The 25,564-nt window shown below is 26.6% G+C and carries 34 protein-coding genes; 1 reads left to right on the top strand and 33 read right to left on the bottom strand.

Annotated features, from left to right (window positions below; translation table 11 throughout):
* Positions 1 to 19: 19 nt before the first annotated feature.
* From CSGHG_RS01045 to CSGHG_RS01155, 24 genes are all read right to left on the bottom strand, one after another.
* Positions 20 to 562 (bottom strand): flavodoxin domain-containing protein, encoded by a 543-nt coding sequence (locus CSGHG_RS01045; protein WP_010291880.1) that lies wholly within the window; start codon positions 560 to 562, stop codon positions 20 to 22.
* 64 nt (positions 563 to 626) lie between these two features.
* Entirely contained in the window at positions 627 to 1,475 is an 849-nt protein-coding gene (locus CSGHG_RS01050) for a Nif3-like dinuclear metal center hexameric protein (RefSeq protein WP_010291882.1), read from the bottom strand.
* Positions 1,476 to 1,525: 50 nt separating this feature from the next.
* Entirely contained in the window at positions 1,526 to 2,149 is a 624-nt protein-coding gene (locus CSGHG_RS01055; protein ID WP_010291883.1) for an HD domain-containing protein, read from the bottom strand.
* Between the two features lie 432 nt (positions 2,150 to 2,581).
* Positions 2,582 to 2,683 (bottom strand): DUF6440 family protein, encoded by a 102-nt coding sequence (locus tag CSGHG_RS24015; RefSeq protein ID WP_235700113.1) that lies wholly within the window; start codon positions 2,681 to 2,683, stop codon positions 2,582 to 2,584.
* Positions 2,684 to 2,890: 207 nt separating this feature from the next.
* Positions 2,891 to 3,112 (bottom strand): hypothetical protein, encoded by a 222-nt coding sequence (locus tag CSGHG_RS01060; RefSeq protein WP_010291884.1) that lies wholly within the window; start codon positions 3,110 to 3,112, stop codon positions 2,891 to 2,893.
* Between the two features lie 75 nt (positions 3,113 to 3,187).
* Positions 3,188 to 3,820, bottom strand: a complete 633-nt coding sequence (locus tag CSGHG_RS19480; RefSeq protein WP_010291885.1) for a class I SAM-dependent methyltransferase — start codon at positions 3,818 to 3,820, stop codon at positions 3,188 to 3,190.
* A gap of 163 nt (positions 3,821 to 3,983) precedes the next feature.
* Positions 3,984 to 4,502, bottom strand: a complete 519-nt coding sequence (locus tag CSGHG_RS01070) for a GNAT family N-acetyltransferase (RefSeq protein ID WP_010291889.1) — start codon at positions 4,500 to 4,502, stop codon at positions 3,984 to 3,986.
* Between the two features lie 134 nt (positions 4,503 to 4,636).
* Complete coding sequence (locus CSGHG_RS01075) at positions 4,637 to 5,386, bottom strand: GNAT family N-acetyltransferase (protein ID WP_010291903.1); 750 nt, start codon at positions 5,384 to 5,386, stop codon at positions 4,637 to 4,639.
* A 52-nt stretch (positions 5,387 to 5,438) separates the two neighbouring features.
* Complete coding sequence (locus tag CSGHG_RS01080) at positions 5,439 to 5,813, bottom strand: hypothetical protein (RefSeq protein WP_026022166.1); 375 nt, start codon at positions 5,811 to 5,813, stop codon at positions 5,439 to 5,441.
* A 197-nt stretch (positions 5,814 to 6,010) separates the two neighbouring features.
* On the bottom strand, positions 6,011 to 6,481 hold the full coding sequence (locus tag CSGHG_RS01085) for a GNAT family N-acetyltransferase (RefSeq protein ID WP_010291906.1): 471 nt from the start codon (positions 6,479 to 6,481) through the stop codon (positions 6,011 to 6,013).
* Between the two features lie 41 nt (positions 6,482 to 6,522).
* A complete protein-coding gene (locus tag CSGHG_RS01090; protein WP_010291908.1) occupies positions 6,523 to 7,026 on the bottom strand; it encodes an HIT family protein in 504 nt (167 codons plus the stop codon).
* Positions 7,027 to 7,246: 220 nt separating this feature from the next.
* On the bottom strand, positions 7,247 to 7,765 hold the full coding sequence (locus CSGHG_RS01095) for a GNAT family N-acetyltransferase (RefSeq protein ID WP_010291910.1): 519 nt from the start codon (positions 7,763 to 7,765) through the stop codon (positions 7,247 to 7,249).
* Between the two features lie 36 nt (positions 7,766 to 7,801).
* Positions 7,802 to 8,650: a hypothetical protein gene (locus CSGHG_RS01100; protein ID WP_010291914.1), complete on the bottom strand. Its 849-nt coding sequence runs from the start codon at positions 8,648 to 8,650 to the stop codon at positions 7,802 to 7,804.
* A gap of 47 nt (positions 8,651 to 8,697) precedes the next feature.
* Positions 8,698 to 9,168, bottom strand: coding sequence for an NUDIX hydrolase (locus CSGHG_RS01105; protein ID WP_010291916.1), 471 nt, complete (start codon positions 9,166 to 9,168; stop codon positions 8,698 to 8,700).
* Between the two features lie 347 nt (positions 9,169 to 9,515).
* A complete protein-coding gene (locus tag CSGHG_RS01110) occupies positions 9,516 to 9,734 on the bottom strand; it encodes a hypothetical protein (RefSeq protein WP_010291919.1) in 219 nt (72 codons plus the stop codon).
* A 54-nt stretch (positions 9,735 to 9,788) separates the two neighbouring features.
* Positions 9,789 to 10,031, bottom strand: coding sequence for a hypothetical protein (locus tag CSGHG_RS01115; protein WP_010291920.1), 243 nt, complete (start codon positions 10,029 to 10,031; stop codon positions 9,789 to 9,791).
* Positions 10,032 to 10,219: 188 nt separating this feature from the next.
* Positions 10,220 to 11,128, bottom strand: coding sequence for a DUF2268 domain-containing putative Zn-dependent protease (locus CSGHG_RS01120; protein WP_010291923.1), 909 nt, complete (start codon positions 11,126 to 11,128; stop codon positions 10,220 to 10,222).
* 93 nt (positions 11,129 to 11,221) lie between these two features.
* Positions 11,222 to 11,674 carry a GNAT family N-acetyltransferase gene (locus CSGHG_RS01125; RefSeq protein ID WP_010291925.1) on the bottom strand — a complete coding sequence of 151 codons (453 nt, stop codon included), beginning with the start codon at positions 11,672 to 11,674 and terminating at the stop codon, positions 11,222 to 11,224.
* Positions 11,675 to 11,819: 145 nt separating this feature from the next.
* Entirely contained in the window at positions 11,820 to 12,269 is a 450-nt protein-coding gene (locus CSGHG_RS01130) for a GNAT family N-acetyltransferase (RefSeq protein ID WP_010291927.1), read from the bottom strand.
* Between the two features lie 47 nt (positions 12,270 to 12,316).
* Positions 12,317 to 12,793 (bottom strand): GNAT family N-acetyltransferase, encoded by a 477-nt coding sequence (locus CSGHG_RS01135; protein ID WP_010291929.1) that lies wholly within the window; start codon positions 12,791 to 12,793, stop codon positions 12,317 to 12,319.
* 272 nt (positions 12,794 to 13,065) lie between these two features.
* Complete coding sequence (locus CSGHG_RS01140; RefSeq protein WP_010291930.1) at positions 13,066 to 13,317, bottom strand: hypothetical protein; 252 nt, start codon at positions 13,315 to 13,317, stop codon at positions 13,066 to 13,068.
* Between the two features lie 27 nt (positions 13,318 to 13,344).
* Positions 13,345 to 13,815: a GNAT family N-acetyltransferase gene (locus tag CSGHG_RS01145; RefSeq protein WP_010291932.1), complete on the bottom strand. Its 471-nt coding sequence runs from the start codon at positions 13,813 to 13,815 to the stop codon at positions 13,345 to 13,347.
* Between the two features lie 432 nt (positions 13,816 to 14,247).
* Positions 14,248 to 16,560 carry an ABC transporter permease gene (locus CSGHG_RS01150; RefSeq protein ID WP_010291934.1) on the bottom strand — a complete coding sequence of 771 codons (2,313 nt, stop codon included), beginning with the start codon at positions 16,558 to 16,560 and terminating at the stop codon, positions 14,248 to 14,250.
* Positions 16,561 to 16,562: 2 nt separating this feature from the next.
* The gene (locus CSGHG_RS01155) at positions 16,563 to 17,273 is read right to left on the bottom strand and encodes an ABC transporter ATP-binding protein (RefSeq protein ID WP_010291936.1); all 711 of its coding nucleotides are present in this window, start codon (positions 17,271 to 17,273) and stop codon (positions 16,563 to 16,565) included.
* Between the two features lie 227 nt (positions 17,274 to 17,500).
* Between CSGHG_RS01155 and CSGHG_RS19485 the strand changes: the two genes are divergently transcribed.
* Entirely contained in the window at positions 17,501 to 18,082 is a 582-nt protein-coding gene (locus CSGHG_RS19485; RefSeq protein ID WP_010291939.1) for a TetR/AcrR family transcriptional regulator, read from the top strand.
* Between the two features lie 299 nt (positions 18,083 to 18,381).
* Here the strand turns inward: CSGHG_RS19485 and CSGHG_RS01165 are convergent, their stop codons facing one another.
* The 9 genes from CSGHG_RS01165 to CSGHG_RS01205 form a co-directional block, all read right to left on the bottom strand.
* Positions 18,382 to 18,774, bottom strand: coding sequence for a membrane protein (locus CSGHG_RS01165; protein WP_010291942.1), 393 nt, complete (start codon positions 18,772 to 18,774; stop codon positions 18,382 to 18,384).
* Positions 18,775 to 19,249: 475 nt separating this feature from the next.
* Positions 19,250 to 19,870 carry an NUDIX hydrolase N-terminal domain-containing protein gene (locus CSGHG_RS01170; RefSeq protein WP_010291943.1) on the bottom strand — a complete coding sequence of 207 codons (621 nt, stop codon included), beginning with the start codon at positions 19,868 to 19,870 and terminating at the stop codon, positions 19,250 to 19,252.
* A 342-nt stretch (positions 19,871 to 20,212) separates the two neighbouring features.
* The gene (locus CSGHG_RS01175; protein WP_010291945.1) at positions 20,213 to 20,611 is read right to left on the bottom strand and encodes a hypothetical protein; all 399 of its coding nucleotides are present in this window, start codon (positions 20,609 to 20,611) and stop codon (positions 20,213 to 20,215) included.
* Between the two features lie 442 nt (positions 20,612 to 21,053).
* Complete coding sequence (locus CSGHG_RS01180; RefSeq protein WP_010291947.1) at positions 21,054 to 22,157, bottom strand: GNAT family N-acetyltransferase; 1,104 nt, start codon at positions 22,155 to 22,157, stop codon at positions 21,054 to 21,056.
* A gap of 496 nt (positions 22,158 to 22,653) precedes the next feature.
* The gene (locus tag CSGHG_RS19490) at positions 22,654 to 22,998 is read right to left on the bottom strand and encodes a hypothetical protein (protein ID WP_010291950.1); all 345 of its coding nucleotides are present in this window, start codon (positions 22,996 to 22,998) and stop codon (positions 22,654 to 22,656) included.
* Positions 22,999 to 23,235: 237 nt separating this feature from the next.
* Positions 23,236 to 23,598 (bottom strand): MmcQ/YjbR family DNA-binding protein, encoded by a 363-nt coding sequence (locus CSGHG_RS01190; RefSeq protein ID WP_010291952.1) that lies wholly within the window; start codon positions 23,596 to 23,598, stop codon positions 23,236 to 23,238.
* The gene (locus tag CSGHG_RS01195) at positions 23,595 to 23,885 is read right to left on the bottom strand and encodes a DUF3795 domain-containing protein (RefSeq protein ID WP_010291955.1); all 291 of its coding nucleotides are present in this window, start codon (positions 23,883 to 23,885) and stop codon (positions 23,595 to 23,597) included. Before CSGHG_RS01195 ends, CSGHG_RS01190 begins: the two co-directional genes overlap by 4 nt.
* 276 nt (positions 23,886 to 24,161) lie before the next feature.
* Positions 24,162 to 24,575: a RidA family protein gene (locus tag CSGHG_RS01200; protein ID WP_010291957.1), complete on the bottom strand. Its 414-nt coding sequence runs from the start codon at positions 24,573 to 24,575 to the stop codon at positions 24,162 to 24,164.
* A 177-nt stretch (positions 24,576 to 24,752) separates the two neighbouring features.
* The gene (locus tag CSGHG_RS01205) at positions 24,753 to 25,022 is read right to left on the bottom strand and encodes a CD3324 family protein (RefSeq protein WP_010291958.1); all 270 of its coding nucleotides are present in this window, start codon (positions 25,020 to 25,022) and stop codon (positions 24,753 to 24,755) included.
* Between the last annotated feature and the right edge of the window lie 542 nt (positions 25,023 to 25,564).

The following is a 25,564-nucleotide window of genomic DNA, read 5'->3' on the forward strand; positions in this document are numbered from 1 at the left end:
ATACTGCAATACTCAATTTCTAATATGCATTATTTTTTCTTTCTATAAAATCAAGAATGGGTTTAAGATTTTCTTTTTCAGTCCAATCATGCTCAGATCCAATTGCTTGCATTAATGCCTCTTCGCATGGTTCATAATCTTTAGAATCCTTTTTTAAAACAACTTTCTTTAACATATTGCATAAAAGCTTGTCCTTAAGAGACATTCTTTCTTCATTCCAAGCACCTCTACAATAAACTATTTGAATATTCTCCATATCATCTTTAAAATTTTGTTTCTTCAAAAGTTTCACAGAATCATCGTTATATGGAGATGCTCCAACTGCAAATACAATAATTTTTTTATTCCTTAGCTTTTCATAATTCTTTTTTAGAAAAGCTATTCCAGATATCCCCATTCCGTAAATACCACCACCTAAAATTATTGTATCGTATTCTTTAATTTTATCTAGGTTAGCCTTTTTAGTTTCTATTAAATCACATGCTAATTCCTCACTTAACCACTGTGCATATCTTTTAGTGGCACCATATTTTGATTGATACATTACTATTATATTAGGCATCTATTCCATCTCCTCATAATTTATATAAATAATGCATTCTTAATTTTTAAACTATATATCAATTTTACATATCTTCATATACTGGTTCTCCTTCAATAAAAGAAGAAACTAAATTAAACTTTTCAAAATAAATACACATCTTTTCACATGCAAATTTTTCAGTAGAATAATGAGTTCCACCTAAAACATTAATACCATTTTCTTGCTCAAGCCTGTGAACTTCCGAGTGTTTTTCGTTCTTTACTGAAATACCTGTGATAAGAACTTTAACATCATTTTCAATCATTTCATAAACAGTATCTTTATTATTACCACCACCTGCTACAATAGCTACCTTGCCATCTTTTATATTGTTATCTCCATACATATAAAGACTTGTATTATGTCCTAGTGCTTTTGAAAACTTAGTATGCAATTCTTCCATACTTTTACACTTAGTTTTGCCAATTACACCACTTAAAGCTCCACAATAAACTTTAAATGGTTTTTCAACTTCTATATCTAAAATATCTGCTAAAGTCTTACTTGTTGAATATTCACTGAAATTATCTAAGGGTACATGTAAATTATATATAGATATTCTATTTTCCCTAAACTTTTCTAATAATTCTTTATTCATCTGATAAAATGGTTTTACCCTTTTAATATCCCAAATAGATGGATGGTGTAAAAACAACATAGCGTCCGTTGTGTCGTCATCAATAATTTTCTGCATAACTTCTTTAGTTGGAAATACTGCAGTATAAACTTTATTGATTTCATCTGCAAAATCACACACTAATCCCATACTTCTTTCTTTAAAATTTGTTGAAAGATAATCTTTAACCTCATCCATATATTTTGCCCAATCATCTTTTAACCCTTTAAATATAAAATCTTTCTCTAAATGATTATATATTTCAATAGCCTTCATAAAATCCACTCCTTAACTTTAATACTTAAAAACACCGTAAAATTCAAATTTTAAAATCCAAAAGTAGTTTCCTTTACATTTGGTAAAACACTATAAATAGACTTTCCTATTCTTTCTTCAAAATATTTTTGTATATCAAATGTTACTTTCCATTTTTCAAGTGTAAATTCATTAAATCCATATCTCATAACAACATCCATCATCCTTTTTTCTAATAAACAAAATCCTGATGGTAATGCTAAAGCATCACATAATTGAATTAATTTATCATATGCTGTAAATTCAATATTTTCTAAATACTCTTTAATAAATTCACGTTCTTTAACAGTGCAATCTTTCTTTCCACATATACCATCAATATTTTTACATAGATATCCATGTGTCATACATACTCTTGCTAATAAATCATATCCTTTTTCCATAGCAAATTTATAACCATCTAAACTATGCTTCTCATTAGTTACACCATATCTTCTCCCTATATCATGTAACATTCCAAGTACCAATGCTACATTAGAATCTAATTCTTTATCTTCTTTTGCAATTAGTTCTGCAGCTCTCCCTACATATAAAGAATGTTCTACCCATGGTCCAGGATTTAATTTACTCCCTTCTTCTAATATTATTTTTGCTTCTTCTAAAGTTGGAACGCCCTCTACAATGTAACTTTGCAAATTACTCATCCCCTTAATAATAATTTTTTATAATCATATATAATTTATATTCTCATTTACTCTGATAATCTTACTATTATTACATTATACGTCTAAAATTTAGACTTTTTTGCAGAATATTGTATGTTGTTTGTAACACTTGTATAAATATTTTAGAATTTGTTCATACTACATTAATTTTTAATAGTTTTTTATAGTTTCTCATATTACACTTAAATTACTGTATCTTTTTAAATATATAAAAAAAGATAATTTTCCTTTATAAAAATTATCTAATAAATAATATTTAATTACTTGTCCCATATCTGAACTTAATTTAAATAATAGTTTTATCTTCAAGCTATTTTATATTATATTTAAAATATTCCATAAATTTTCTTCTGAATAGTTTGACATTTTAACTTATTTTTGTTAGTTCATAACATAATAATATTATTTGTCTTTTGTTATAATTGGTTTTCCTTTCGAATCTAACAACACTGTTAATCCACCAGAAGTACCATTACTAACATATAAATAATTTAATCCCTCTATGTTTAAATTATTACTTTTTTATAAGTTATTCATTTTTATAGTTGTTATATCTTATAAGAAAATCGTGATATAATTGCTGTTAACCCCACCACATAATCATAACAAACATTGAAAAAGTAGATGTCAAAATTCCTATAATACTGTCAATAAAAATATAGATAATAAATCTTCCTTTTTTCTGCCCTTGTTTTTTTATGCATCTACATATCAATTAGGTGTAATTAAAAATAACAGTATACTTATCAACGTTAACGCTGTTAAACAATATACGGCAGATAATTTCACTATATTTATATTATTACTTATATAATAAGCAATATCTTGAGCGAATACACCCAATATTGTAGCCAAAAGAATACTTCCAAACATAAAAATCTTAAATCTTTTTATAGAATCAACTTTATAACTTTTGCTTTGCTCTTTAGACAATATTTGTCCCTCCTGCTATCACATTTGTTACTGGTGCATAACATCTTGCGTTGTACTATATACTGACTATTTTAATTAAAATCTTTTACTAGCTACTAAAACACCTACGAGTGGATGTAATTGATATACTTCAATATTAAAATTTAATTCTGAAAAACATTTAACTAACTCTTCAACCGTTGATGGTTGGTCATTACCTGGTCCATAACCAATTTCATCGTATTCATCTTTATACTTATCTGGATTTTCAAAAAACATTAAATCACCTATGACAATAGTTTCTAAGCTTTGTCCACCTATATAAACCATACTTTCAATTGCTTTCTTCTTTTCCTGTGAATTCAAATGATGTAATGCGTAATTTGAAATAATTTTAGTAATTCTCTTTTCTTTCAAATCAACATTTTCATCAGGCTTATCAAAGGTTCCAATAAAGAATTCAATATTTTCTCTGTTTTCGTCGTTACCATTTTCAGTTGATTGTCTAATCATTCCTTCACTTATATCAATTCCTATACCATGTTTTATAGTTTTTGAAAGTTCAATAATTTGTTTACCTGTTCCACATCCCATATCTAAAATAACATCATTTACATTTGGATTGGCTAATTCACTTACCAACTTACCTGATCTATATCTCCAAATATAGTTATCAGTTACATACTCTTTACTTGCATTATCAAATCTTTCTTTCACACTGATATCCATTTCATCCCCTCCTACTTTTTATAAATTACTATTTATTATTTTAACAGAGTCCTTATCTTTCAAATTTTCCCCATATGTCATTCTCTCTTTTTTGGATATCGTTGCTCTGTTAATAAAATAATACCTTTACTTTTCATATTATTTATATTGTCCTATCTTTAGGTTAGATAATATCCTGCCCTTTACTTAAATAATCCTGTTTTGTTAATTCAACAATATCATTTGAAACCCTTTTAAACCCAACTTTCTTAAATACCTTTTCTGCAGTTATCCTTGAACTTGGGAAATCATCAAAGACCTTGTCTGCTCCTAATTCATTAAATGCAACCTTAATTAATAATCTTAATGCTTGTTCACTAAATCCTTTTCCTCTATGCTGCGCTTCAATTATTATATTAATACAATAAGAATTTTTTTCACTAACATATCGTAGGGCAACCTCACCAACAGGTATATTTTCATCAATACTGATTATATACGCATAATACTTTTCTGGTATATTATTTATCCATCGAGAAAACCAATCTTCCCAATGATTTTCTTTAAATTCTATACATCCTGTTTCATCATTCTCTCCGTATCCTATATTGTAAGCCATGGTTTCTTTATCGGCTAAAAGTTTTCTTCTATAATCTAATTCTTCAAATTTAGGTATTTTTAACTCTACTTTATTACTTTCCATCTTTGTTCCCCCATATTAATCAATGCTCATTGCCAGATGTACCTAAATCATATCTATAAATAAGTCCATCTTCCCCATCTGGATGTTTATACTTTAAAAAGCCTAATTTTTCAAATACATTTCTTGACTTTAAATTATTTATATAATGGTTTTACTAATTCATTATAAGATGAACTCCCATCAAGTATATTCTTATATGTGCTTATCCAATAAGGTATTAATCCTGCTCTATGAGCTACTGCTTGTGATGCAATATTAGATGATGAAGCACAGTATATCGGTAAAACACTTTTGCTTAATATTTTATGCATTAAATGATTTACAAGTACAGTTGCTAAACCATCTGTTCTGTAATTGCTCTTAACATCTATGCCCATTTCCCACATATTACTATATTCATTCGATGCCCCAGCAAGCCCTATAATTTCTCCATCTTTCATAGCAAAAAATACAATTGCAGTAGATGTACTTCCATCTTCGTCAAATTCTAATGAATTAGTAAATCCTTTAATTTCTCTTAACTTATTTATCTCATTTCCTTCTAAATAGAAATATTCATATTTTGGTAGTAGATCACATAATTTCAGATTTTTAATATCAGGAATATAATAAATTGATTGCCCATATATTAAAGGACATTCAAATATCTCATCTCTTGATTTTCCAACCAATAAAGTTTTCATATTATCCATAATTTCATAAGAAGCTGAAACAATAATTGCTTTTTCAATGTTTGTAATTTCTAAAAATGGATTTTGTTGAAATTCATTTAATCTAATTGGTTTATGAAAAATTACTCCATCATGCTCAAAGATTTCTTGTTCGCAATTTAAGTATTTTCCAAGATTCTCTTTTACGATTTTTTTGATTTGCATCTTATTCATTTATCTCACCTTAAACTTCTGATTTACAGGATATACTTTTCCTGTATTAAATTTATCTCTTACCTGATTTAATGAATGCTATTAATTTATCTGCATCATCAAAATCATCATAATCTCCATTTATCCCTTGCCTATGATATACAATACCATTCTTTTCGTTTTGTTCTAAGCAATCAAGAAGTTCCTCTACTCCATATCTTTGTATAAATATAGTGAATCCATATGGTTTTATCTTATTTAATAATCCCTTATGACATTTTTCTTTACATAAATAACAAGCCTCTAACCCTTTTTCTATAGAGCACTTACGATTTTCACACCATTCTTTATCTGGACATTTTCCCGAACTGCAACCAGAGCATTTCGAATTTTCTGAACACAAACAACAAGCAAGCCCACACCGTGCAATTCCTAATTCTCTTTTCATTTTTTATATTTAGTAAGAGAATACATTATAAGTACCAAACTCTTACTAACATTCACCTCCTATCATTTTATACACTTTTAAATGTACACCAAGTTATTAGCTCACATTGCCTTTGAATTGTGATGCAAAAATACTGCATATTCATTTTTGAATAATACGGCATCTGCTTTATACTTTATTTTTTATAATAAGTAAGACTATAGCGCTGAAAACCCAATTTTTTTATAAAGATTAATAGCCTCAACATTTTCAGGATGTACATATAAAACTAAATCTTTATATCCTAAATTCAATAATGTATTTATGCTCTTTTTCAAAAGATTACTTGCCATACCTAGTTTCAAGTACTTCTTAGCTGTAAATAATTCTGAAATAAATGGTTTATCTTTATATAAACTTATAAGAATTACAGCCGCAATTTCACCATTTTGCTTAATTTGAAATGACGCATCACTAATAAATGTACCAAATGTGCTTTCAATAACACTGTAAATCTCCTCATTTAACTCTTCTAAAGTTTCACCATCAAAGTCCGTAGTATCTTTAAATGCTTCTAACATAGAAATTGATAATTCATGTATATCATCAGAACTTATCTTATCAAATGCATAAGTTCCTTCTAATTCTTGTGGTATAAGTTTGTAAATCATACCTACTCTTTTACTCATATATGTTATTCTCCTAATTTTTGTATTTATGTTTTATTATCTTATACTAACTCCTTCATTTTTTCTTTGTATATTTCAACGGTTTCATGATAATCCATTAAAATACCATCTTCTTTGACAAAATTTTTAAAACCAATTGTTTCTCCTTTTAATCGCGGAAATAGCGAGAAGTGCAAGTGGTTTCTTTTACCGTCACACAGTGTACACATATATACTTTTTCTGCCCCTATAATTTCTTTATGCAACTTTATAATTGCATTTGATATTTTTAATATATGAGTACCTAATTCAAGTGGCATTTCTGAAATATCCTCATAGTGTTCCTTCGCTACTATAGTTGTTTGACCAGTTGCTCGTGGAAATTTTTCGAATTGACATCTCACCTTATCATCTTCGTAAATAATCAAACCTTCTCCTGGGAATATCTCGTCTGTTTCAAAATTATAGCACCCAAAACATATGCCTTGCTCTTGTAATTCTTTTATTCTGTTAGACCTTTGTTTTAATTGCATTTTTTCGCTTTCTGATAATGCTTTAATATACAAATAAACCCCTCCATTGCCCTTTATTATTGTAATATAATGAGTCATGAAATATTTAATTAACTTGCTTTCAAATTCTATTTTATATATTTATCATATAGATAATTTTTACATACTATTATTTTAATTTTTTTCATTATCACTTTTTAATATTATAATTTTGAAGCTTTTAAACTTAACTTTACGCCTATGTTTAAAACCCTATATAGAATAAAAGAAAAAATTAGTTAGTTGTTAATGTAATGCTATACTTGTTCATATCTTCATTTTCCTCTTCATCAAAAATAGTTCCTAAAAATTTTCCATTATTCTTTTCTATAATTTTCTTTGAGGCTATATTGTCTATATTACAAGTTAAAATTACTTCTTCTAGCCCTATCTTTATAGACCTCTCCAATGCCAATTTTAAAATTTGAAAACCATAACCTCTATTTCTATAATCTGGTGATATATCATAACCTATATGCCCAGCACATTCTACCTCTTCATGTCTAATTCTCACTACTCCTACAACTTCTTTTTTATCAATTAACCAAAATGTTGAAGTTATAACATCACCTTGAGGTAGATTATTTCCTTTGGAATAATCGTCCAAGTCATTTAAATAACCTTGGAAATTTTCTAATGCTTTTTTATATTTATTAAAATAATGTTCATCATTTATCTTTCTATAAGCTAAAGCATAACTTTCAAAACTCTTTTGATAATTTTTATTAGGCTCAACTAAAAATAAATCTTTCATAGACCGTCCTCCATTTTATGTGGTATTTATAGTTAATTATAATTTACATTCATAACATCTATATTTATCAATAATTTCAAATCCTAATTCTTTTGCGGAATCTAATTCAATTTCACTATCATCATCAATGAAATAAACAATATCATTGATATCAGTATATTTTTTATAAATGTTTTTAATCATTACGTTAATCAGATCGCTTTCAATTCTTTTTCCTTTAACTCTTTCATCAATAAATAAACCAATTACCTCTGCCTCAATTTTGAGATCTCTAACAAAAATACTTCCCATAATAGTCCCATTTTCCATATATACAAAAATATTAAAGTCGTCAAAACTTTCCTTAATATGTTCACTATTCCAATACATATCTTTTGCATACTTATCATGAAATTTAGCATATTCTTCAAATTGATTACTTTGTAATAAATTTATTGTTTTTTCAATATTGCGAACTTTATAATTTTCTTTGTATAATCTTGTATCAATACTAGATTCAATACATTTAAAATTTCTACTTTCTAAATATTTTATTGCCTCTTTATTATCAAATGTGATACCTATAAGTAAATTATATCCTTTAAACTCATTCTTAAGATAATTTATTATTTCATCAGCAGTAATATTATAATTATCTTTTATTAAAAACATATTGGTTTGTACATACATCTCTTCTTCTATCCAAAAAAAACTACAAACCCCCATAAGCATATTCTCTTTATAACAAGCGATTATTTTTCGTGTATCTGAATTAATTGCCTTTTCAATACCACTTTGTAAATCCTCTTTACTTTTACGTCTTGGATAACTATTTTTTTTATTATCCTGACACAAACTCCATGCAAAATCTAGAATTTCACTAAAATCATTAACCGTTTTTATCATTTTTATTTGCACCTCTACATCTTTTTAATGTACAACAAATTATTTCATTATTCGAATGTAACAATATGTTCAATAGTATCACCAATATTTAATAATTTTTCTGCAAAAAAACCTGGGTAAGCTACATAGTCTTTTAGATTTTTAATAGGTAACCAATGCATATATTCTCGAACTCCTTGTGTATAACTATTACTGTTTAATTCTTGCGTTCCTCTAGGCTTCATAAGAAAATAAAATGCAATTTCATGACACCTTACCCCATCTAACGTTCCAGTTCCATCAAAAAAGTTTTCATGTATAAATACTAATTTCTCAACCTCATATGCTACACCAGTTTCTTCAAGTACTTCTCGTTTAACGGCCTCTTCTGCTTTTTCTCCTAAATGAACTACTCCACCAATAGAATAATAATAATTTTCTAATTGGTTTTTAGCAAAAAGAACACATCCATTTTCCACAATAATTGCTGCTGCTCTATATCTAAACCACCCATTTTCTCCCGTAAATCCACAATCCATATTAAACCTCCACCTCTTGAAATATATTTATAATATATAGTTTTTTAGAACTGCAATTTAATTAATATGAAAATTATACCATATATTCTGTATATTTTTACAAGTTTATAAAAAACAGACTAAATTTAAAACACCATAAAATTTACTTCTAAATAATACGGTGTTTTATCCTTAATCAAACTTATAACATATAATTACTTTCTTTCAATACTATTAATAATATTAAAAATATCACTTGTAGATGAAGCCACAAAATCTGGCTTAACATCCCAATTTTTGTACTATGTCCACTATATCTTACTACAATACATACTATCTGCTTGTATTTTAATACACTAATTTATGTATCAAACTCTACATAATACATTTTTATCTATATCATAAATAGCTACTGTTATATTAAAAGATCCTCGATAAAATATCTTTGCATCACTTAAAGAATCATCACTTTCCCTATGACGATCAACAAAATACCAATATCCATTTTCTACTTCAGGAATTTTAAAATCTTTAGCTACACCATAGTCATAGTAAACTCCATTTCTTATTCCTCCATAAATAAACATATTAATATTCTCACTTAATGGTGTTTTATGCCAACTAACGTTATCTTTAAATTCTTATAAGACATTTTTTTTATTATCAGATGCAAGTTCTAATTTTGCAAATGTTTTTCCATCTCCATGAAATCCTTTATGTGTATCTTCTGTATCTTCATAAATTATATTTATTGGTTTTGGTATATTAATATTAATTTGTTCTTTAACATAATCAACATCTGATGTACCTGTAAACTTTATAAAACCATATAAACTTATAAAAAATAGTATCACCAAAATAACAATTTTTTTAATTTTTCTCATTTGAATTTTCTCCCTCTTGAACAATGCAAAACTATTATAACATATTTTGTAAACACCATATTGCTCTACTTATAACACCTTACTTATTTAAATTGTCAAAATAAAAATACCGCATATTCATTTTTAAATACTACGGTATTTTTTATATTTCATTTCAATATATATGGCTCTTAAATTTATTCATTCCTTTAATTCCAAAAATCCTCTGTTTCCCTTAGAATATCTATAGTTGGTGTAATTGTAGCTTCAAATATTGTTTTACCTGTCTTTTTAAGATAATACTTGATTAGATAATAACCACAAGCATATCCACCACAATATGGCATACCAACTGGTTCTATACCACGAATAGTCATAATTTCATCACCATATAGAAAAGCCGAAAGTGTATTAAAGTCACTATTATTTAAATTTTGTTTAATTGCAGGTTTAATTACATCTTCAAGAGTTTCTAACGTTGTATTTTTAACCCACATACCGACTTTATCCTCCCCGAACATAAATGCAGCGAAATTTTCCGCTAAACCTTCACTAACAATCATATCACCAAGTGTAATTTCATTACTCCACTGGATAAATTGCCATCTTATATTATGGTTAGTTTCGTGAGCAAGAGCTACAGGTAACATTTTAAGTGATTGCTCATTTGGAATAATTGTTCCAATTATATATCCAGGAATACCACCATCTCCACAATAATCACCAGTCATTTTTGACATTGGACTTAATGGATCATTTAGTAAAACAGTAAAGATATAATCTTTTGTGCGAAGATATATACCATTTTTTTCAAATTCTTTAATTGTTTTTGTAATACTTTCTTCACAAGCCTGCCAAAAATTTTCATCACTTATTTTTTCTACATCATCAATTCGTTCACTGTTAATTTGGCTTGGAGCAAAGCCACCTGTCATACTACTTGCCATAACAACATCATAACCGCCTAAATGCTCTGCTTTAATTGGTACTCCAACACATGACCATTTAAATTTAAATGGTTTCATTAATTCATAGCGATATATATCGTCACGCTCCTCTTGTTTTGAAAAAATCATTTTCTTATATATTTTATCTGATCTAATTGCTGTAACTTTCATTTTTTTACCTCTTTTCTTTTTAGTATAGTTATACAATAAACTATTACACAATGTTAGAGTCAACCTAAAAAAATGAAATTATAAAAAAAGCAATCAAAACATTTTCTTAAAATTCCTTTGCTTTTTATTTCCATCATATCCACAAGATATATAAAATGCATGTGCACCTATCCTTGTTGAACCAGATACTAGTCTTACACCATAAGCTCCTGTATTCTTTGCCCATTTTTCCACTTCATATAAAAGCTTTTTTCCAATACCATTTTCTCTAAAATCACTTAAAACAGCGATTCCCATAATATTTTTTAGATGTGGTGCATATAGTAAGTCATAATTATTTGCATGGACATATCCTACTACTTTTTCTTCCAATACAGCTACATATATCTTATTGCTACTATCATTTAATAATTTTTCTAGTTTCTTCTTTGTATCTTCAGCAGAATATTCGTATCCCATTTCATTTTTATTTAATAAAGCTATATCAGTATAATCTTCTAATTTACATTCTCTAATAATAATTTCTAACTTACCCCTCCTAAACAATATTGACTTTTATTTGCTATGAAAAATGAAAATCTTATATGTTCATTATTGAATAATATAATACTTTAGTATATTATTTTTTCAATATATTAAGCTAAATGTTAATTAAGATATAAACTAGTATTTTTATAAATTTTACAAGTTTTTATTTGTTAATTCTATAATGAAGCATTAACTCTCCGTTGTTAGGATCTCTTTCATTCATATACTCAAAACCAATACTTGTATACAAATTATAAGCTACTGTATTTCCCTCCACTATACTTAAATATATAGTATCTACCTCATATTCTTTTAAAACTATATCTATAAGCTTTTTCATTGCATCTTTTCCAAATCCTTTGCCTTGATAATTTTCATCTATAAGTATTCTATCAATCCAAGTATGTTTGTTAGGCCCAAAAGAGCCATACATTGCAAAACCAACAATATCATCATAATTATATATAGCTACTGGATGCCATTCATTATATAAATTTGCTTCTTCTAAACATTCAGTCACAGTTTCTATAAATCTTTCTTGTTCCTTTTTTATTTTTAAATTCTTCACCATTTCTATATTTTTATTGTCAATATTTCTAAAATTAATATTCATATTACCTATTATTAGTCTCCTTTCATTAATCTAATTGTTTATTATATTCATATTTTACATACCTTTTCGTAATTAATAAGTGTCATTCTTTCATTTATTTGTTTTAGTTGTCCAACTTTTACGTACCCTAATTTTTCATACAAGTGACAGTTTCCCTTTTCCTGAAATATTGTATCTAAAATCCATTTATGTGCATTATAATAATAACCTTCTATTTGTTTCAGCGCTTCTTGTGCAATTCCCTTATTTTGATATTCTGGAAGGACACACAAAGCTGAAATTTTATACGTCATATCTTCTAATTCCATTACCCTAACACATCCAACATTAATATCATTTAGTTGAAATATGTATGCCGTTGTATTTTTTCTATCAATCTTTTCTCTAACCTTTTCAATGCCTTCCATTGCAGGACTAACATCATAATCATGATATTTATTGAGCAATGGTTCAAATGACTTCCTTTGTATATTATAAATAATCTCTGCAACATCCCCCGAAATTTTTTTACCTTTATCATACATACTCTCCTATAAAATTATTCAATTCCCAAAACACATATTATTTTATATTTTCTTTAAAATTCCATATAAAAAAATATCGCAAATTCATTTCTTTTGAATAATGCGATATATATCATTAATTTTCATGATTATATTAAAACATTTAAATTATAAATTTTTCTCATTATCTATAAATAGTATTCTCGTATACCTTTTAGATGTATTTAATTGTGCACTTCTTAAAAAAAATTTTATATAACTAACACATTCTATAGTAGAAAATAGTTTACTATTTAGCCTTGAAGTCCATTTGTTTGACGTTCCATATTTTCTACAACAACATCATGAATATCACCTAATGACGCACAATACTCAAGTACCTTCCATGGCGTATTAGTGTGAAAATGAATTTTAATCAACTCATCATCTCCAACAGCAATCAAACAATCACCCTTAATATTGCTTTTAATATATTTGTTGATTGCATCCTCTGAAAGATTGTGCCCTTCTATTAATAATTGAGTATCAAATTTATATTCAATCATGCTACACCATCCTTTATCATACCTAATTTATAAAACTAATTTTGCTACCATTTCTCCCTCTTCTATTTTGCCTGTTTCTACAAAACCCATGGATGCATAAAGCGTCCTTGCTACCACATTCTCTGGTTCATAAGAAAGGTAAACTGCCGAAGCTTTTCCATAAGGGAAAGTCCTAATAAGTTCAAGGGCTTTTATCATAGTTTTCTTACCATAACCTTTACTCTGATGATCTTTATCAATCATTAATCTACATACCCAATATGTATTTTTATCATCATTTTCATCTTTTTCATTATATGATAACATTATAAAGCCTACCATTATATCATTGTCATAAATAGCATATGGCATAGGAATGCACTCATTATTTGTTAAAACAACATAAGCCTCAGCAATACTATATATATTACTTGCAACATAATTTTTTTGTTCTTCCTTTACCTTTAATTTAATACACTCATGAAAATTATGCTCTGTAATTTTTCTTAACTCTATCATTATTATCCCCCTTAAAACAAAGTATAATATTATTATCTCTATATTATACTTTTAAACTTTCAAATTTTTTGAAGAATACTGTACCCTATTTGCAAAATTTATATAAATATTTTTAACAATGTTCATAGTATATTAATTTAAATTTATTTTTTCTGTACTATAGCATATTAAATTAAATAATATAAAAAAGGATAACTTTTATTTGTTTTTTTATCGATTTTCTCCTATATTGCATAATTCTTATAGTGTTCTATTTTCCCCATATTTTCAAATAACACAGCATTTAATTTTCAAACATCGTATTATATATATTTCACCTCTTATATGGATTGCAACATAAAAATGCCATAAAACTCATTTTTGAATTACTTATATGATAATACTCCAATTTTGATTAAAATATAACACACCACTAAACTCTTATTTTCAATCTTATTCAACACTTTTTAATGCTCCAAGCATATCTATTTTTCTCATCATTCTTCCTATTATCACATTAACTATATAAGCAAATGTAACTGTTAGCAAAATAGCAATTATATATGAACTTATAGAAGTTGCTGGTTGTAAATTTGCTAATGTCATCTTTCTCGTAATAACATTTATTAGTGCATTCCCTAGTGGTATTCCTATAATAATACCGAATATGGTAAATATAATATTTTCCGTTAGTTGTAATTTTTTAATTTCCTTTTCATAAAATCCAAGTACCTTTAATGTTGCAAGACTTCTTATTTGCTCATAAAAACTCATTATACCTAGATTATATAAAACAACCATTGCTAAAATTCCACCTACAATAATAAGGTTGTACACTACTAATGATGTTAGAGATACTTTACTTATAATCCCATCTGTTATGTTCTCTTTTAATTCATATTCAGTAATAAAATCAATATTTTCTATATCTGTTTCTAAATCCTCTATATTACTTGTTTTAACATATACATAATCTGGGGTAAATATTTCTCCATTTTTCTCAAAATAAGTTTTGCCAATATATGCTCCATTAATATTACTGTTTATATCTGAAATTTTTACTTTTCTAGTATCTTCTTTTCCATAAAATTTAATGTCTACATAATCTCCTATTTGTAAATTGTAATCTTTAGCTAACGTATCGTTAATTATTATTCCTTCCTTAGGTAAGTTAATATTTTCATCATAAGTGTCTATTAACTTTAAATCGGTAGTATCCTCTGAAACTATCATATTTATAATATCTTGCTTGTCATTTTTCATTATTATAGCTCTTGTATTCATATTATATTGAGCAGTTTCTATTTCTTCTAATTCATTTACTTTCTCTATATTATACTCTTTCATTTTTGTGTTTAAAGTCATATACATATCATACCTATGCTGATTTTTAATAATATTATTTGTAAAGTTATTAATTGAATCTTTAAGTCCTAAACAAGTTAATACTAGTGCCATACATACTGCAATTCCAACAATACAAGTAAACACTCTTCCTTTGTTTCTGAAAGTATTTTTTATTATATATTTTTTATTAAATCCTAATCTACTCCATATAAATTTAATTCTTTCCATTAATAGTTTTCTTTCTTTTTTAGGTAATTTAGGCCTCATGCATCGAGCCGGATTTTCCTTTAATGCCTTTCTTGTAATTATTATAGAGGTACCCATACAAGATATAGCTGTTAGTATAAATGCCTTCATTAAGGCTACCTTATTATAAGTTATTATATAATACGGCAAATCATTTAAACCAAATAGAATTTTAAATAAAGGCTTTGTTATTATAATCTTTGATAAAACTCCGCCTATCATAAATCCAAATACAACTACTATAAATGCATACATAAAATAATATAAAAGTATTTTCAAATCTGTATATCCTAAGGCCTTTAGTGTTCCAATTGCTAATCTTGAATTTTCTATTAGTCTACTCATTGTACTAACCATTAGTAAAGCTGCAATAACAAAAAAGATTAATGGTAAACCTTTAGTAATAGGCTTTATTCCATTTATAAATTCTTGCAAATTATTAGTATTAACATTATCTTCAAGACTTACTATATTTATAATATTGCTATCAAAATTTTCAATTATGTCATTCTTTATTTTTTCATTATCTGCATCACTGTCTAATGTTATAACTATTTGGTTATATTTACTCTTTCCTAATACATTAGAAATTGCTTCTTTATTAATATATGCAAACCCATACTTACTATAGTCTGGTGAAGGCATTATTGGACTTATGTTATGCATACGTTCAGGATTTTTAATCAATGCAGATATTTTAAACTTTATCTCATTTTTCGTCCCTAATATTTTTATGCTATATTCATCACCTAGCTTTAAGCCTTGCTTCTTAGCAAATTCTGAGCTTATCATCATTTCTTCATTATTCTCTGGTAATCTTCCTTCTATTATATAAGGCTTGTTTATACTACTATCATTATCTACACCATATAATGATAGCTTTATATTCTCATTATTATTTTCACTAGCTTCAAATACTAATCTACTTTCAACCTCATTTATTCCATCTATACCTTTTAAATACCTACAATCATTTTCATCAAAACCATTACCTGTTATCCAATAATCGGCAACATTTTGTTCGTTAAAATAATTATCAACAATTAAACTTCCATTATAAGTTATCCCATCTAAACCTACATAAACCATAACTGCTATAATAATAATTATAATTACAGAAATAAGCCTTGAGGTTACATCAATTAAATCTTTCAAAAAATTTTTCCAAATCATTTCTACCACTCCACTTCTTCCACTGCAAGTGGATTATGATTTACTTCATATTTTTCAACTTTTCCATTTTTCATTCGTATTACTACATCCGCAGTTGATGCTAATGCACTATTGTGGGTAACAACTATCACTGTCTTCTTACTTTTTTTACATATATCATATAATAAACCTAATACTGATTTACCTGTTTTATAATCTAATGCTCCTGTAGGTTCATCACAAAGTAAAATATCTGGATTTTTAGCTAATGCTCTAGCTATGGCAACACGCTGTTGTTCTCCACCTGATAATTGAGATGGATAATTATATAATCTATCCTTTAAACCAACTAACTCAAGGACTTCAACTGCATCTAATGGATTTTTACATATTTGACTTGCAAGCTGAACATTTTCAAGTACATTTAAATTAGGCATTAAATTATAAAATTGAAATACAAATCCAATTTTTTCTCTTCTATACTTTGTAAGCTTTAAGTTATTGAATTTAGATATGTCCATCCCATGAACTATAACCTCACCGCTAGATGGTGTATCCATACCACCTAAAATATTTAGAACTGTTGATTTTCCTGCACCACTTGACCCTAAAATAATAGTGTACTTTCCATTTTCTATTTGAAAGTTTATTTCATCTATAGCCCTAATATTTGTTTCTCCCATCTCATACTCTTTAATCACATCTTTAACACTTATAGCAATATCTTTATTCATTAAACATCATCTCCTCACTAGTTTATAGCTAGAGTTTATCATTACAATTTAAATACAACTAGAACACATTATAAACATAAGTGGGTTAACCAACATTATTTATAATAGTGTTGGTTAAAATAATATTTACCTTGTTTTTTTACTCAAAATGCTTTATTATTTATTTAGTAATTCATAATTTAAGTTAGTAGAAAGGAGAAGCTATCTTTTATGTGTAGCTTTTATATATGAAAAATAATAATGTAGATAAACGATCATTAAAAACTAAAAAACGATTAGAAGATATTCTCTTTAATTTATTAAAAGTAAAGGATATTAACAAAATAACAGTAAAAGAAATAACAACATTAGCTGATATTAATAGAAGTACTTTTTACGATCACTATTATGATATTTATGATTTGTTAGAAAGTGTACAAAATAAAATCCTTTATGACATCAATGCAATTAATAAAAATATTACTATTAATAGCTTTAATAATAGTGATTTAAATCAACTTTCTATACTTCTAAAATACATAAAAGATAATAAGGAAGTTTTTAAAATATTATTAAATGGACATGGTAATATGCAATTTATGACAAGCTTTAGAAGGATTATAACTGAAAAATTTTTAAAAGATGTTATAGGAAAAAGTGCTCATATAAATAAGGAGCACTATAACTTAATATCTTCATTTTACATTTCTGGTTGCATAGGCTTAATCCAAAATTGGGTTAAAAATGATACAAAAATTCCAATTGAGAAGCTAAAAGAAATAATGAACGTTTTAATTGTCAATTCCATTTCATCATTACAAATAAATTAAAATATGTATTTTTTCTGATGTTTTAAAGTAAATAGCTGTAATACTTTTTTATAAAGTATTACAGCTATTTCATTATTTGTTTTCTATTATTACTTATTCTAACGTATAAATTCCTCTATAAACTTCTATCAATCTATATCACTTAAATAAGTATCATTCTTTATAAGGAAATTTAAATTCTTGCATTAACTTAGTTCCTCATCTTTCTTTATATTAACCTCTTTTTTTGAAATGCAACATAAAAACACCCCAAAATTCAATTCATGAATAATGCGGTGTTTAGATAATTGTTTATTTTTTCAGTAACCTTTTTTAAAATTTCTTTTTAAAATATACTCTACAGTAACGAATACAGAAACTAATATTAAACATTCAGCTTCTAGTAAAGTAACACTTGTATTATAAATATTAGATTTATTTAATATTAGCGATATCATAGTAAATAGTAATGTAACTGCTCCTGAAATACTCCATATTAAACCATATTTTCTATTAACAGAATCTAATTTATTGGTATCCTTACACAAATATTCTTTCTCTCTGTCTAAAAATCCATTAAAAAACATTGCTATAGGTATAATTAAATCTAATGTTTTATCTATTTTTTTATATGAATTGCATTTAAATAAAATCCCTATAAAAATCATTAATAAAGGAATAACTATATTGCAAGTTAACATCAATATATTCATACTAAAACCTCCACATATCTTATAATAATATAACTATTGTTAGTTCCACTTTTTATGCAGGTATTATTTATAAGTAATAAAATAAATTTGTTTCATACTATATACATTTTACCATATTATTGTAAGTTTTGTAGTGTATTATAGAAACTTATTTACATTAAGCAATTCATTATGAAGAATAACTATGTATTAGTCAAAAATCGTATCATTTATAATCAATTAATTCTGGATAAACCATATATGAAAGAAGATTTTTAAACAATTTTTTCACCGCATTATTCAATTTCAAAAGAACATTATTCGTATTTTTAGATTAAAAAATTAATTCGTAATATAACAAAATGATGTAAAAATACCGCATATTCATTTGAATAATACGGTATTCTAAGTAATTTAATATTTAATTTATTCTTCGTAATATTTTTAAAATTAGTTCCTTAAAGTTGCCTTAATCTATCTTACAAATTGGAATTTGTTAAGCAAATAGCGTTTTCCATTCATCTGTATGGTATGCATCAAAACACATTTTAATTTGTTCCTCATTATTCTTCTCTGTTGCAAGTTCTGGTAAATTATCCACTTCGAAATAACCATATTCTGTTGTTTCAATATTCTCTTCAAACTGTCCACCAATTACAGAACATTGCACAAATATTTTGCAAATACCGTATGCATAGACAGGAAGATTGTGCTTTGCTCTATCCTGAACTGCAATAATTCTGTCTGCAACCACATCCAAACCCGATTCTTCTTTTACCTCTTTTACTGTATTTTCGCCAACTGACACATTTACATCACACCAACCACCTGGAAGTGACCATTTTCCATCATTCTCTCGAACAAGAAGAATCTTTCCATTTTCAAAAATAGATGCACGAGTTTCAAGTTTCGGTGTCTGGTATCCACTTTCATTACAAAAAATGCTTTTCACCATTCCTAAAGGAATATCCGACATATTAGATACAATTTCTGCTGATATTTCTCTAATACGTTCATATCGTTCCTTATCATAAACATCTTTACCATATGTAAGACCTGCTTGTGCAAGACTTTGTAATTCTATCGCCCACTGTAACCATTGCTCATTTTTATCCATAATTCTCCCCTTCAAAACTCTATTTATTGAACACAATATTATAATTATTATAACATATTTTGTAAATAGTCTATTATTTACTCTTTAAATATTTTATTTCCTTTTCCCCTCTTAAATACAATTTCATAGTATTTACCTTGGAGAAAGATACTTATTAAGCTCTCCTAAAATAACATACTATTTAATTTCAAATATCATAGTTCATTAATTAGTTCGTCAAATTTTTGTATTGCGAATTAAAAAATACCGTATATTCATTTTTAAATAATACGGTATCTGCTTTATACTTTATTTTCATAATATATTAATATGATCAACTACTAAACTGAATTTCATATAATTTTATTTGCTTTCTAATGATACTAAAGAGCCATCTATTTCTTCTGCAACTCGGTAACCTTCTAAGAATTTTTCTTCTTGCATTTTTTGCTTAGTGACACTATATTGTTTTTCTATCTCATTTTTATCACTAACATAAATTACTAAATCTGTTGAATCGTTCACAGTTTTGATTTTTTTTATTATCATCATATTTTCAGAAAGACGTTTATCTTTTAATTGACCTATTACCATGCCGATACACATACCGATTGGAATTCCAAAACACATTCCAAGTGCCATATTATCAGGATAAATAATCATTCCAAATATTAAACCACCTGAAACACCGAAACACATTCCAATGCTCATATATAGTGTCATATATTTTTCTACTTTGTTTTTTTTGTCTTTATTGTTCATAGTTACCTCACAAACTTCCAATTTATATATAGTTAACTCACATTTTATAACTATTATAATGTAATTATTGTATATTTCTCAAATGCGTAATATTTAATTTTAAAAGAACAAATTTTAATACTTATTTCGCTTATAATTAAAATGTGAAATAAATTTAGTTAAGCTTAATAAATCTATATCCATTCACAAATATTATTTTTTACATTATTTGTAACTTAGACTTCCCATAATCTGCAATCCTTCAAAATGTTTTCCTCATACAATAGTTTTGTAAAGAATCTATCCTTATTTTCTCTTAATTTGGGTCATTTAATGTGATTAAAATAAGCAGCATAAATTTCAAATCATTTTATACTTCAATTAAGTTTATATCATCTTTATTTATTATTTTCTTCATATTCTTAATCATATAAATAGTAAATGTAACACCTAAAAGAGCCTCCTAGATTTTCAACTCAGATTCAATCATTATGCTATCATCTAAATCATATAGATATTCACATAGTGGACTTGATTTTAATGATTCAATACCTTTCCACCCATTTTTCAAAGCAATTTTATAATATTTTTTTGCTTCTTCCTTATTGTTAATTTTCCAATAAGCACATGCTGCATTGTAAAATTGCCAAACAACTCCATAATTATTTTCAAATGCTCTTTTGTAAAATTCAGCTGAAAGCTTGTAATTTACTTTTCGCTTAAGATAATAATTGCCATTTATTAAATAATTAGCATATAAATTATACCATCCAAAATATACTTTAATATTCCTTTTCTGCTCAAAGCCAACTTTTTCAGCTAATTTATAGGATGGAATATTATTATCCCAACAGTGCCAACCTATATTTTTTATATTGTTACCTTTACAATAATTTAAAGCTGCAATAACCACTTGTGTGCAATACCCTTTTTTTCTATAATCTTTTTCTGTTTCTACTCCTAGTTCACATCTGTCTTCAACTACACAGTCAGTTATACATCTACTTACAATTCCATCATCAATTATATATACATAACCAAATCCATTTTCTAAAAAATTATCAATGGAAGACCAGTTTTCAATTATGCTTTCTCTTACATCATCAACTTCTTTTAAATTACTATCCAACAACATTTCCCTATCAATTTTTTTTACATTCTCCGATACTTCCACAATATCAAATTTACCTATTTCTAGTTCTAAATATCTTCTATCATCCTCTATTGGATATAATGAATTGAATATATCTTTAAATGAGTTCTCCCATTCCTTTGAAGAATAAAAAACCATATAATCTACATCACTTTTTTCTAGTGCTTTTTTAAAAATATCATCTTTCAATACATTATTTAACTCACAATTAAAGGCATTATCCTTAGTATCTCCTGTGAAATACATGCCCTCTGGACTTATTAACAATGCTGCCGTTGGATTGTTTGCATCGTTAACAAAAATCCTGCCTGGATTGATTTTATTTATAACACTAAAAATTGATAAATTATATTCTAAACCTTTAAACAAATCCGTAACCTTATTAAAATTTGATCTATTAAGTTCTACTACCATAGTACCTACATCCCCTCTTATTTTTCTGCTGTAAAACTATTCTCCTAGCAATAATTTCTTTATTAAAATACCCTCCAAAATTTTCTTCAAAATAATTATTCTAACCTAGTTTTTTTATAAAAATAACAATATTTACTTTGACATTCAAGTTGCTTTGCAGTTTCTACATTAGATTATATTTATATTATACTTTTAAATTTTCAAATTTTTTGAAGAATACTGTACTCTATTCGCAACATTTATATAAACATTTTTAACAATGTCCACAGTATATTAATTTAAATTTATTTTTTCTGTACTATAGCATATTAAATTAAATAATATATAAAAGGATGACTTTTATTTGTTTTTATGGATTCCACGTCTTATATGTATTTCAAAGTAAAAACACCCCAAAATTCAATTAATGAATAATGCGGTATTTGGATAAATTATTTATTTTTTCGATTTTAATATTAGTCTTGTTCCCTTACTCTGATAGAATATATACTTACCTTTAATAAATGCTAAATTTTCCATTTTGAAAAACTGCAATCCCCCAATAAGCAACCAAAATAGTAATTAAATTAATTAGTGGTAATAGACTAAATATAAATGCTCTTTTATATAATTTTAATTTAAGTAAATATATTGATATTATCATTGATATTAATATAATCACTGGAGCTGAAAAATTAGATATGAAAAGTATCCATGTATAAAAACTCTCATTTGAACCTGGAGCATCAAACATCATTGGAGAAACCATTGCTATTAATATGCTAAAAGGAAGTAGCAAGCATAGTATAATATTAATAATTCTTGTTATAATTTTAAAGATTTCATCTTCTTTTGAGTTCATAAATCCTTTACCGCCTTAAATTATTGTATATTTTGCCATTATCAAACATATCTATAATTTTAACACCACATTATTCAATTTTCAATAAACATGATTTGTATTTTACCCTTGATTTTCATATCTCATAATAATTAAAGTATGACGCAAAAATACCGCAAATTCACCTATGAATACTGCAGTATTTTAATATATTATTTATATTTACTTTTTAAGTTTCTTAACAAATTGGAATTTATATTATATTTGTAAAAGTTCTTTTTGTTTCTTTTTACTGAATTTAGATAGCACTAGTTGATAAGACTTGTCTAATATGTCTTTTAATAATTCATCTGGTACATTTCCATTAAATTTAACCGAATTCCAATGTACTTTATTCATATAATATCCTGGTATAATATCCTCATATTGTTGTCTAAGAAAATCCCCTTCTGTTGGCTCCAATTTTAAAGTTATATAATAAGGTTCATCATTTTTATCTAAACAAATTGCCGCAAACATTTTATCTCCTAAGGAATAACGTATCCAATTCCAATCTTTCTGCAAGTCTTTAGACACACCACTTTTTTTTACCAAATATTCATCTATCCATTGATATTTCATATAGTATCTTTGTCACTCCATTCTTTACATTGTTTAATGCGTTTTCCATTATCCCCTTGTTCCTTATCATATGCAAATTTATTAAGTAGTTCACATGTAAACTTCTCACAAGTTCCACAGTGTTCATTTCCTTTTGACTCGCAACATGATTTTACAGAACATTTTTCTCCCCAAAATGGTTTTTGAATATTAGCACATCCACCGCACCCCATTTGCTCTCTGTACTCACAGTCACTACACAATATTCCACATCTAGATTCTATTTTGTTAATTCCATTTTTAATCATGATATCCTCCCTATAAAATTCTATTTATCTCTGTCTCTCATACAAATAATTTTTACTTAAGATTATTTTATTATCATGAATCAATTATAACATATTTTGTAAATACTTTGTTTGTTCAATTTTTAAACAACATTTTGCTTCATATTTTATTTGAATTACGACGTAAAAACACTGTAAAATTCAAATTTGAATAATACAGTGTTTTAATAAATCGTTCGTCTTTTAGTTGTTACGTTAAATAAGAATGGTGCGAATTAGTTCAACTTTATACTTCAATCATTTTGTATTATTTTCTACTACTGCTACTGCTTCAATTTCTACCAATTGATTTGTATATCCTAATACTGTAACTCCAGATAAGGTGCTTGGAACATCATGATTACCAAATTCTTTTCTTATTGCTTCCCATGCAGTTACCAAATCTGACTGATTTTGAGATGCTACAAGAACTCTGGTATATACAACGTCTTCTAAAGTGGCCCCACCTTCCCTCAGTGCTTCCTTCAAATTCTCTACACAAAGTTTTGCCTGAAGCTCATAATCACTCAAATCGGGTACTTCTCCGTCTCTATTAATAGGACATGCTCCCGCTAAAAATAATAAGTCCATTCCTGAAGGTATACGTCCAACGTAAGCATAATCTACTAGAGCTAAATTTGTAGAATGAATTAATGATATTTTTTTATTCATTTTGACTCTCTCCTTTTGTTCTAATATCTAGGACAAGAATTACAAATTCATTTTAAAAATGAATTTTATATTTAATATCATTTTAAAGCTTCTATATTTTTTAAGAAAGATAATAATCACTTCTATATCATCTTTTACACAAAAGCTACCACACATTAAAAGAGTGGTAGCTTTAGCTTACTTATCCTTTTTATATACAATTTTCTTAATACTACTATCTGAAAGGAAGAATTCCTCAGCCAGATTGCTAATTGATTGCCCGCCTATATATTGGTTTAATATCTTTTCATTTCTAGCTTTTAGATAATCTCGGCTTTTAGATTTTTCACCCCATCTTTTTCTCTTTTCAGGAAGGGAAGGGATGTATATATATTCACCTTGAATATACTTTTGAATTTCTTTAATTAAATCATCTGGTAATATTCTATCAATTCTTACATATTTCATAAAACTCACTTCCTTAAATTTATTATTTAATTAAGGAAACAAAGCCTGTATATGTATGAATTTATTTATGAAAAGCGACTAAATATCTATCTCTGTGCAAATTGTCGCCCAAACTCATATCTACAGACTTTGCACAGAGTATTTTAAGCATTTTTCTATCCATGAAATTAATATTCATGATATCACACTCCCTATTTATATTGTTTATTAAGAAGATATGCAATTTTTTACTATTTCAATTTAACTAATGGTAATTATATCATATTTACACTGTCTTATATGGTTATTTTTGTAACAGAAGTAAAATATCTTTCCTTTTTAACACTGCATTTTTCAATTTTCAAAGAGTATCGTTCGTATTTTATTTTCAATGGTTCTGTCGCACTTTAATTAAAATGTACATCATATCCTACTTTTATTTTTTAAGTTTAAATATGCAGTTAATCTAAAAATCTAAAGCCATAATTATTTCATTTTCATCTACTTCACCTGTATGGTAAAATCCAAGCTTTGTATAGGGGTTTTTTACTGCTTTTGTTTAT

Source organism: Clostridium senegalense JC122, from assembly GCF_000285575.1.
GTDB lineage: Bacteria > Bacillota > Clostridia > Clostridiales > Clostridiaceae > Clostridium_J > Clostridium_J senegalense.

What these genes read in the sequence shown, in the direction of transcription:
- CSGHG_RS01045 (WP_010291880.1), bottom strand. Translation starts at nt 562, where the DNA reads ATGCCTAATATAATAGTAATGTATCAATCAAAATATGGTGCCACTAAA.
- CSGHG_RS01050 (WP_010291882.1), bottom strand. Translation starts at nt 1,475, where the DNA reads ATGAAGGCTATTGAAATATATAATCATTTAGAGAAAGATTTTATATTT.
- CSGHG_RS19480 (WP_010291885.1), bottom strand. Translation starts at nt 3,820, where the DNA reads ATGGATATCAGTGTGAAAGAAAGATTTGATAATGCAAGTAAAGAGTAT.
- CSGHG_RS01070 (WP_010291889.1), bottom strand. Translation starts at nt 4,502, where the DNA reads ATGGAAAGTAATAAAGTAGAGTTAAAAATACCTAAATTTGAAGAATTA.
- CSGHG_RS01075 (WP_010291903.1), bottom strand. Translation starts at nt 5,386, where the DNA reads ATGAATAAGATGCAAATCAAAAAAATCGTAAAAGAGAATCTTGGAAAA.
- CSGHG_RS01080 (WP_026022166.1), bottom strand. Translation starts at nt 5,813, where the DNA reads ATGAAAAGAGAATTAGGAATTGCACGGTGTGGGCTTGCTTGTTGTTTG.
- CSGHG_RS01085 (WP_010291906.1), bottom strand. Translation starts at nt 6,481, where the DNA reads ATGAGTAAAAGAGTAGGTATGATTTACAAACTTATACCACAAGAATTA.
- CSGHG_RS01095 (WP_010291910.1), bottom strand. Translation starts at nt 7,765, where the DNA reads ATGAAAGATTTATTTTTAGTTGAGCCTAATAAAAATTATCAAAAGAGT.
- CSGHG_RS01100 (WP_010291914.1), bottom strand. Translation starts at nt 8,650, where the DNA reads ATGATAAAAACGGTTAATGATTTTAGTGAAATTCTAGATTTTGCATGG.
- CSGHG_RS01105 (WP_010291916.1), bottom strand. Translation starts at nt 9,168, where the DNA reads ATGGATTGTGGATTTACGGGAGAAAATGGGTGGTTTAGATATAGAGCA.
- CSGHG_RS01110 (WP_010291919.1), bottom strand. Translation starts at nt 9,734, where the DNA reads ATGTTTATTTATGGAGGAATAAGAAATGGAGTTTACTATGACTATGGT.
- CSGHG_RS01115 (WP_010291920.1), bottom strand. Translation starts at nt 10,031, where the DNA reads ATGAGAAAAATTAAAAAAATTGTTATTTTGGTGATACTATTTTTTATA.
- CSGHG_RS01120 (WP_010291923.1), bottom strand. Translation starts at nt 11,128, where the DNA reads ATGAAAGTTACAGCAATTAGATCAGATAAAATATATAAGAAAATGATT.
- CSGHG_RS01130 (WP_010291927.1), bottom strand. Translation starts at nt 12,269, where the DNA reads ATGAATATTAATTTTAGAAATATTGACAATAAAAATATAGAAATGGTG.
- CSGHG_RS01135 (WP_010291929.1), bottom strand. Translation starts at nt 12,793, where the DNA reads ATGTATGATAAAGGTAAAAAAATTTCGGGGGATGTTGCAGAGATTATT.
- CSGHG_RS01140 (WP_010291930.1), bottom strand. Translation starts at nt 13,317, where the DNA reads ATGATTGAATATAAATTTGATACTCAATTATTAATAGAAGGGCACAAT.
- CSGHG_RS01145 (WP_010291932.1), bottom strand. Translation starts at nt 13,815, where the DNA reads ATGATAGAGTTAAGAAAAATTACAGAGCATAATTTTCATGAGTGTATT.
- CSGHG_RS01150 (WP_010291934.1), bottom strand. Translation starts at nt 16,560, where the DNA reads ATGATTTGGAAAAATTTTTTGAAAGATTTAATTGATGTAACCTCAAGG.
- CSGHG_RS01155 (WP_010291936.1), bottom strand. Translation starts at nt 17,273, where the DNA reads ATGAATAAAGATATTGCTATAAGTGTTAAAGATGTGATTAAAGAGTAT.
- CSGHG_RS19485 (WP_010291939.1), top strand. Translation starts at nt 17,501, where the DNA reads ATGAAAAATAATAATGTAGATAAACGATCATTAAAAACTAAAAAACGA.
- CSGHG_RS01165 (WP_010291942.1), bottom strand. Translation starts at nt 18,774, where the DNA reads ATGAATATATTGATGTTAACTTGCAATATAGTTATTCCTTTATTAATG.
- CSGHG_RS01170 (WP_010291943.1), bottom strand. Translation starts at nt 19,870, where the DNA reads ATGGATAAAAATGAGCAATGGTTACAGTGGGCGATAGAATTACAAAGT.
- CSGHG_RS01175 (WP_010291945.1), bottom strand. Translation starts at nt 20,611, where the DNA reads ATGAACAATAAAGACAAAAAAAACAAAGTAGAAAAATATATGACACTA.
- CSGHG_RS01180 (WP_010291947.1), bottom strand. Translation starts at nt 22,157, where the DNA reads ATGGTAGTAGAACTTAATAGATCAAATTTTAATAAGGTTACGGATTTG.
- CSGHG_RS19490 (WP_010291950.1), bottom strand. Translation starts at nt 22,998, where the DNA reads ATGAACTCAAAAGAAGATGAAATCTTTAAAATTATAACAAGAATTATT.
- CSGHG_RS01190 (WP_010291952.1), bottom strand. Translation starts at nt 23,598, where the DNA reads ATGAAATATCAATGGATAGATGAATATTTGGTAAAAAAAAGTGGTGTG.
- CSGHG_RS01195 (WP_010291955.1), bottom strand. Translation starts at nt 23,885, where the DNA reads ATGATTAAAAATGGAATTAACAAAATAGAATCTAGATGTGGAATATTG.
- CSGHG_RS01200 (WP_010291957.1), bottom strand. Translation starts at nt 24,575, where the DNA reads ATGAATAAAAAAATATCATTAATTCATTCTACAAATTTAGCTCTAGTA.
- CSGHG_RS01205 (WP_010291958.1), bottom strand. Translation starts at nt 25,022, where the DNA reads ATGAAATATGTAAGAATTGATAGAATATTACCAGATGATTTAATTAAA.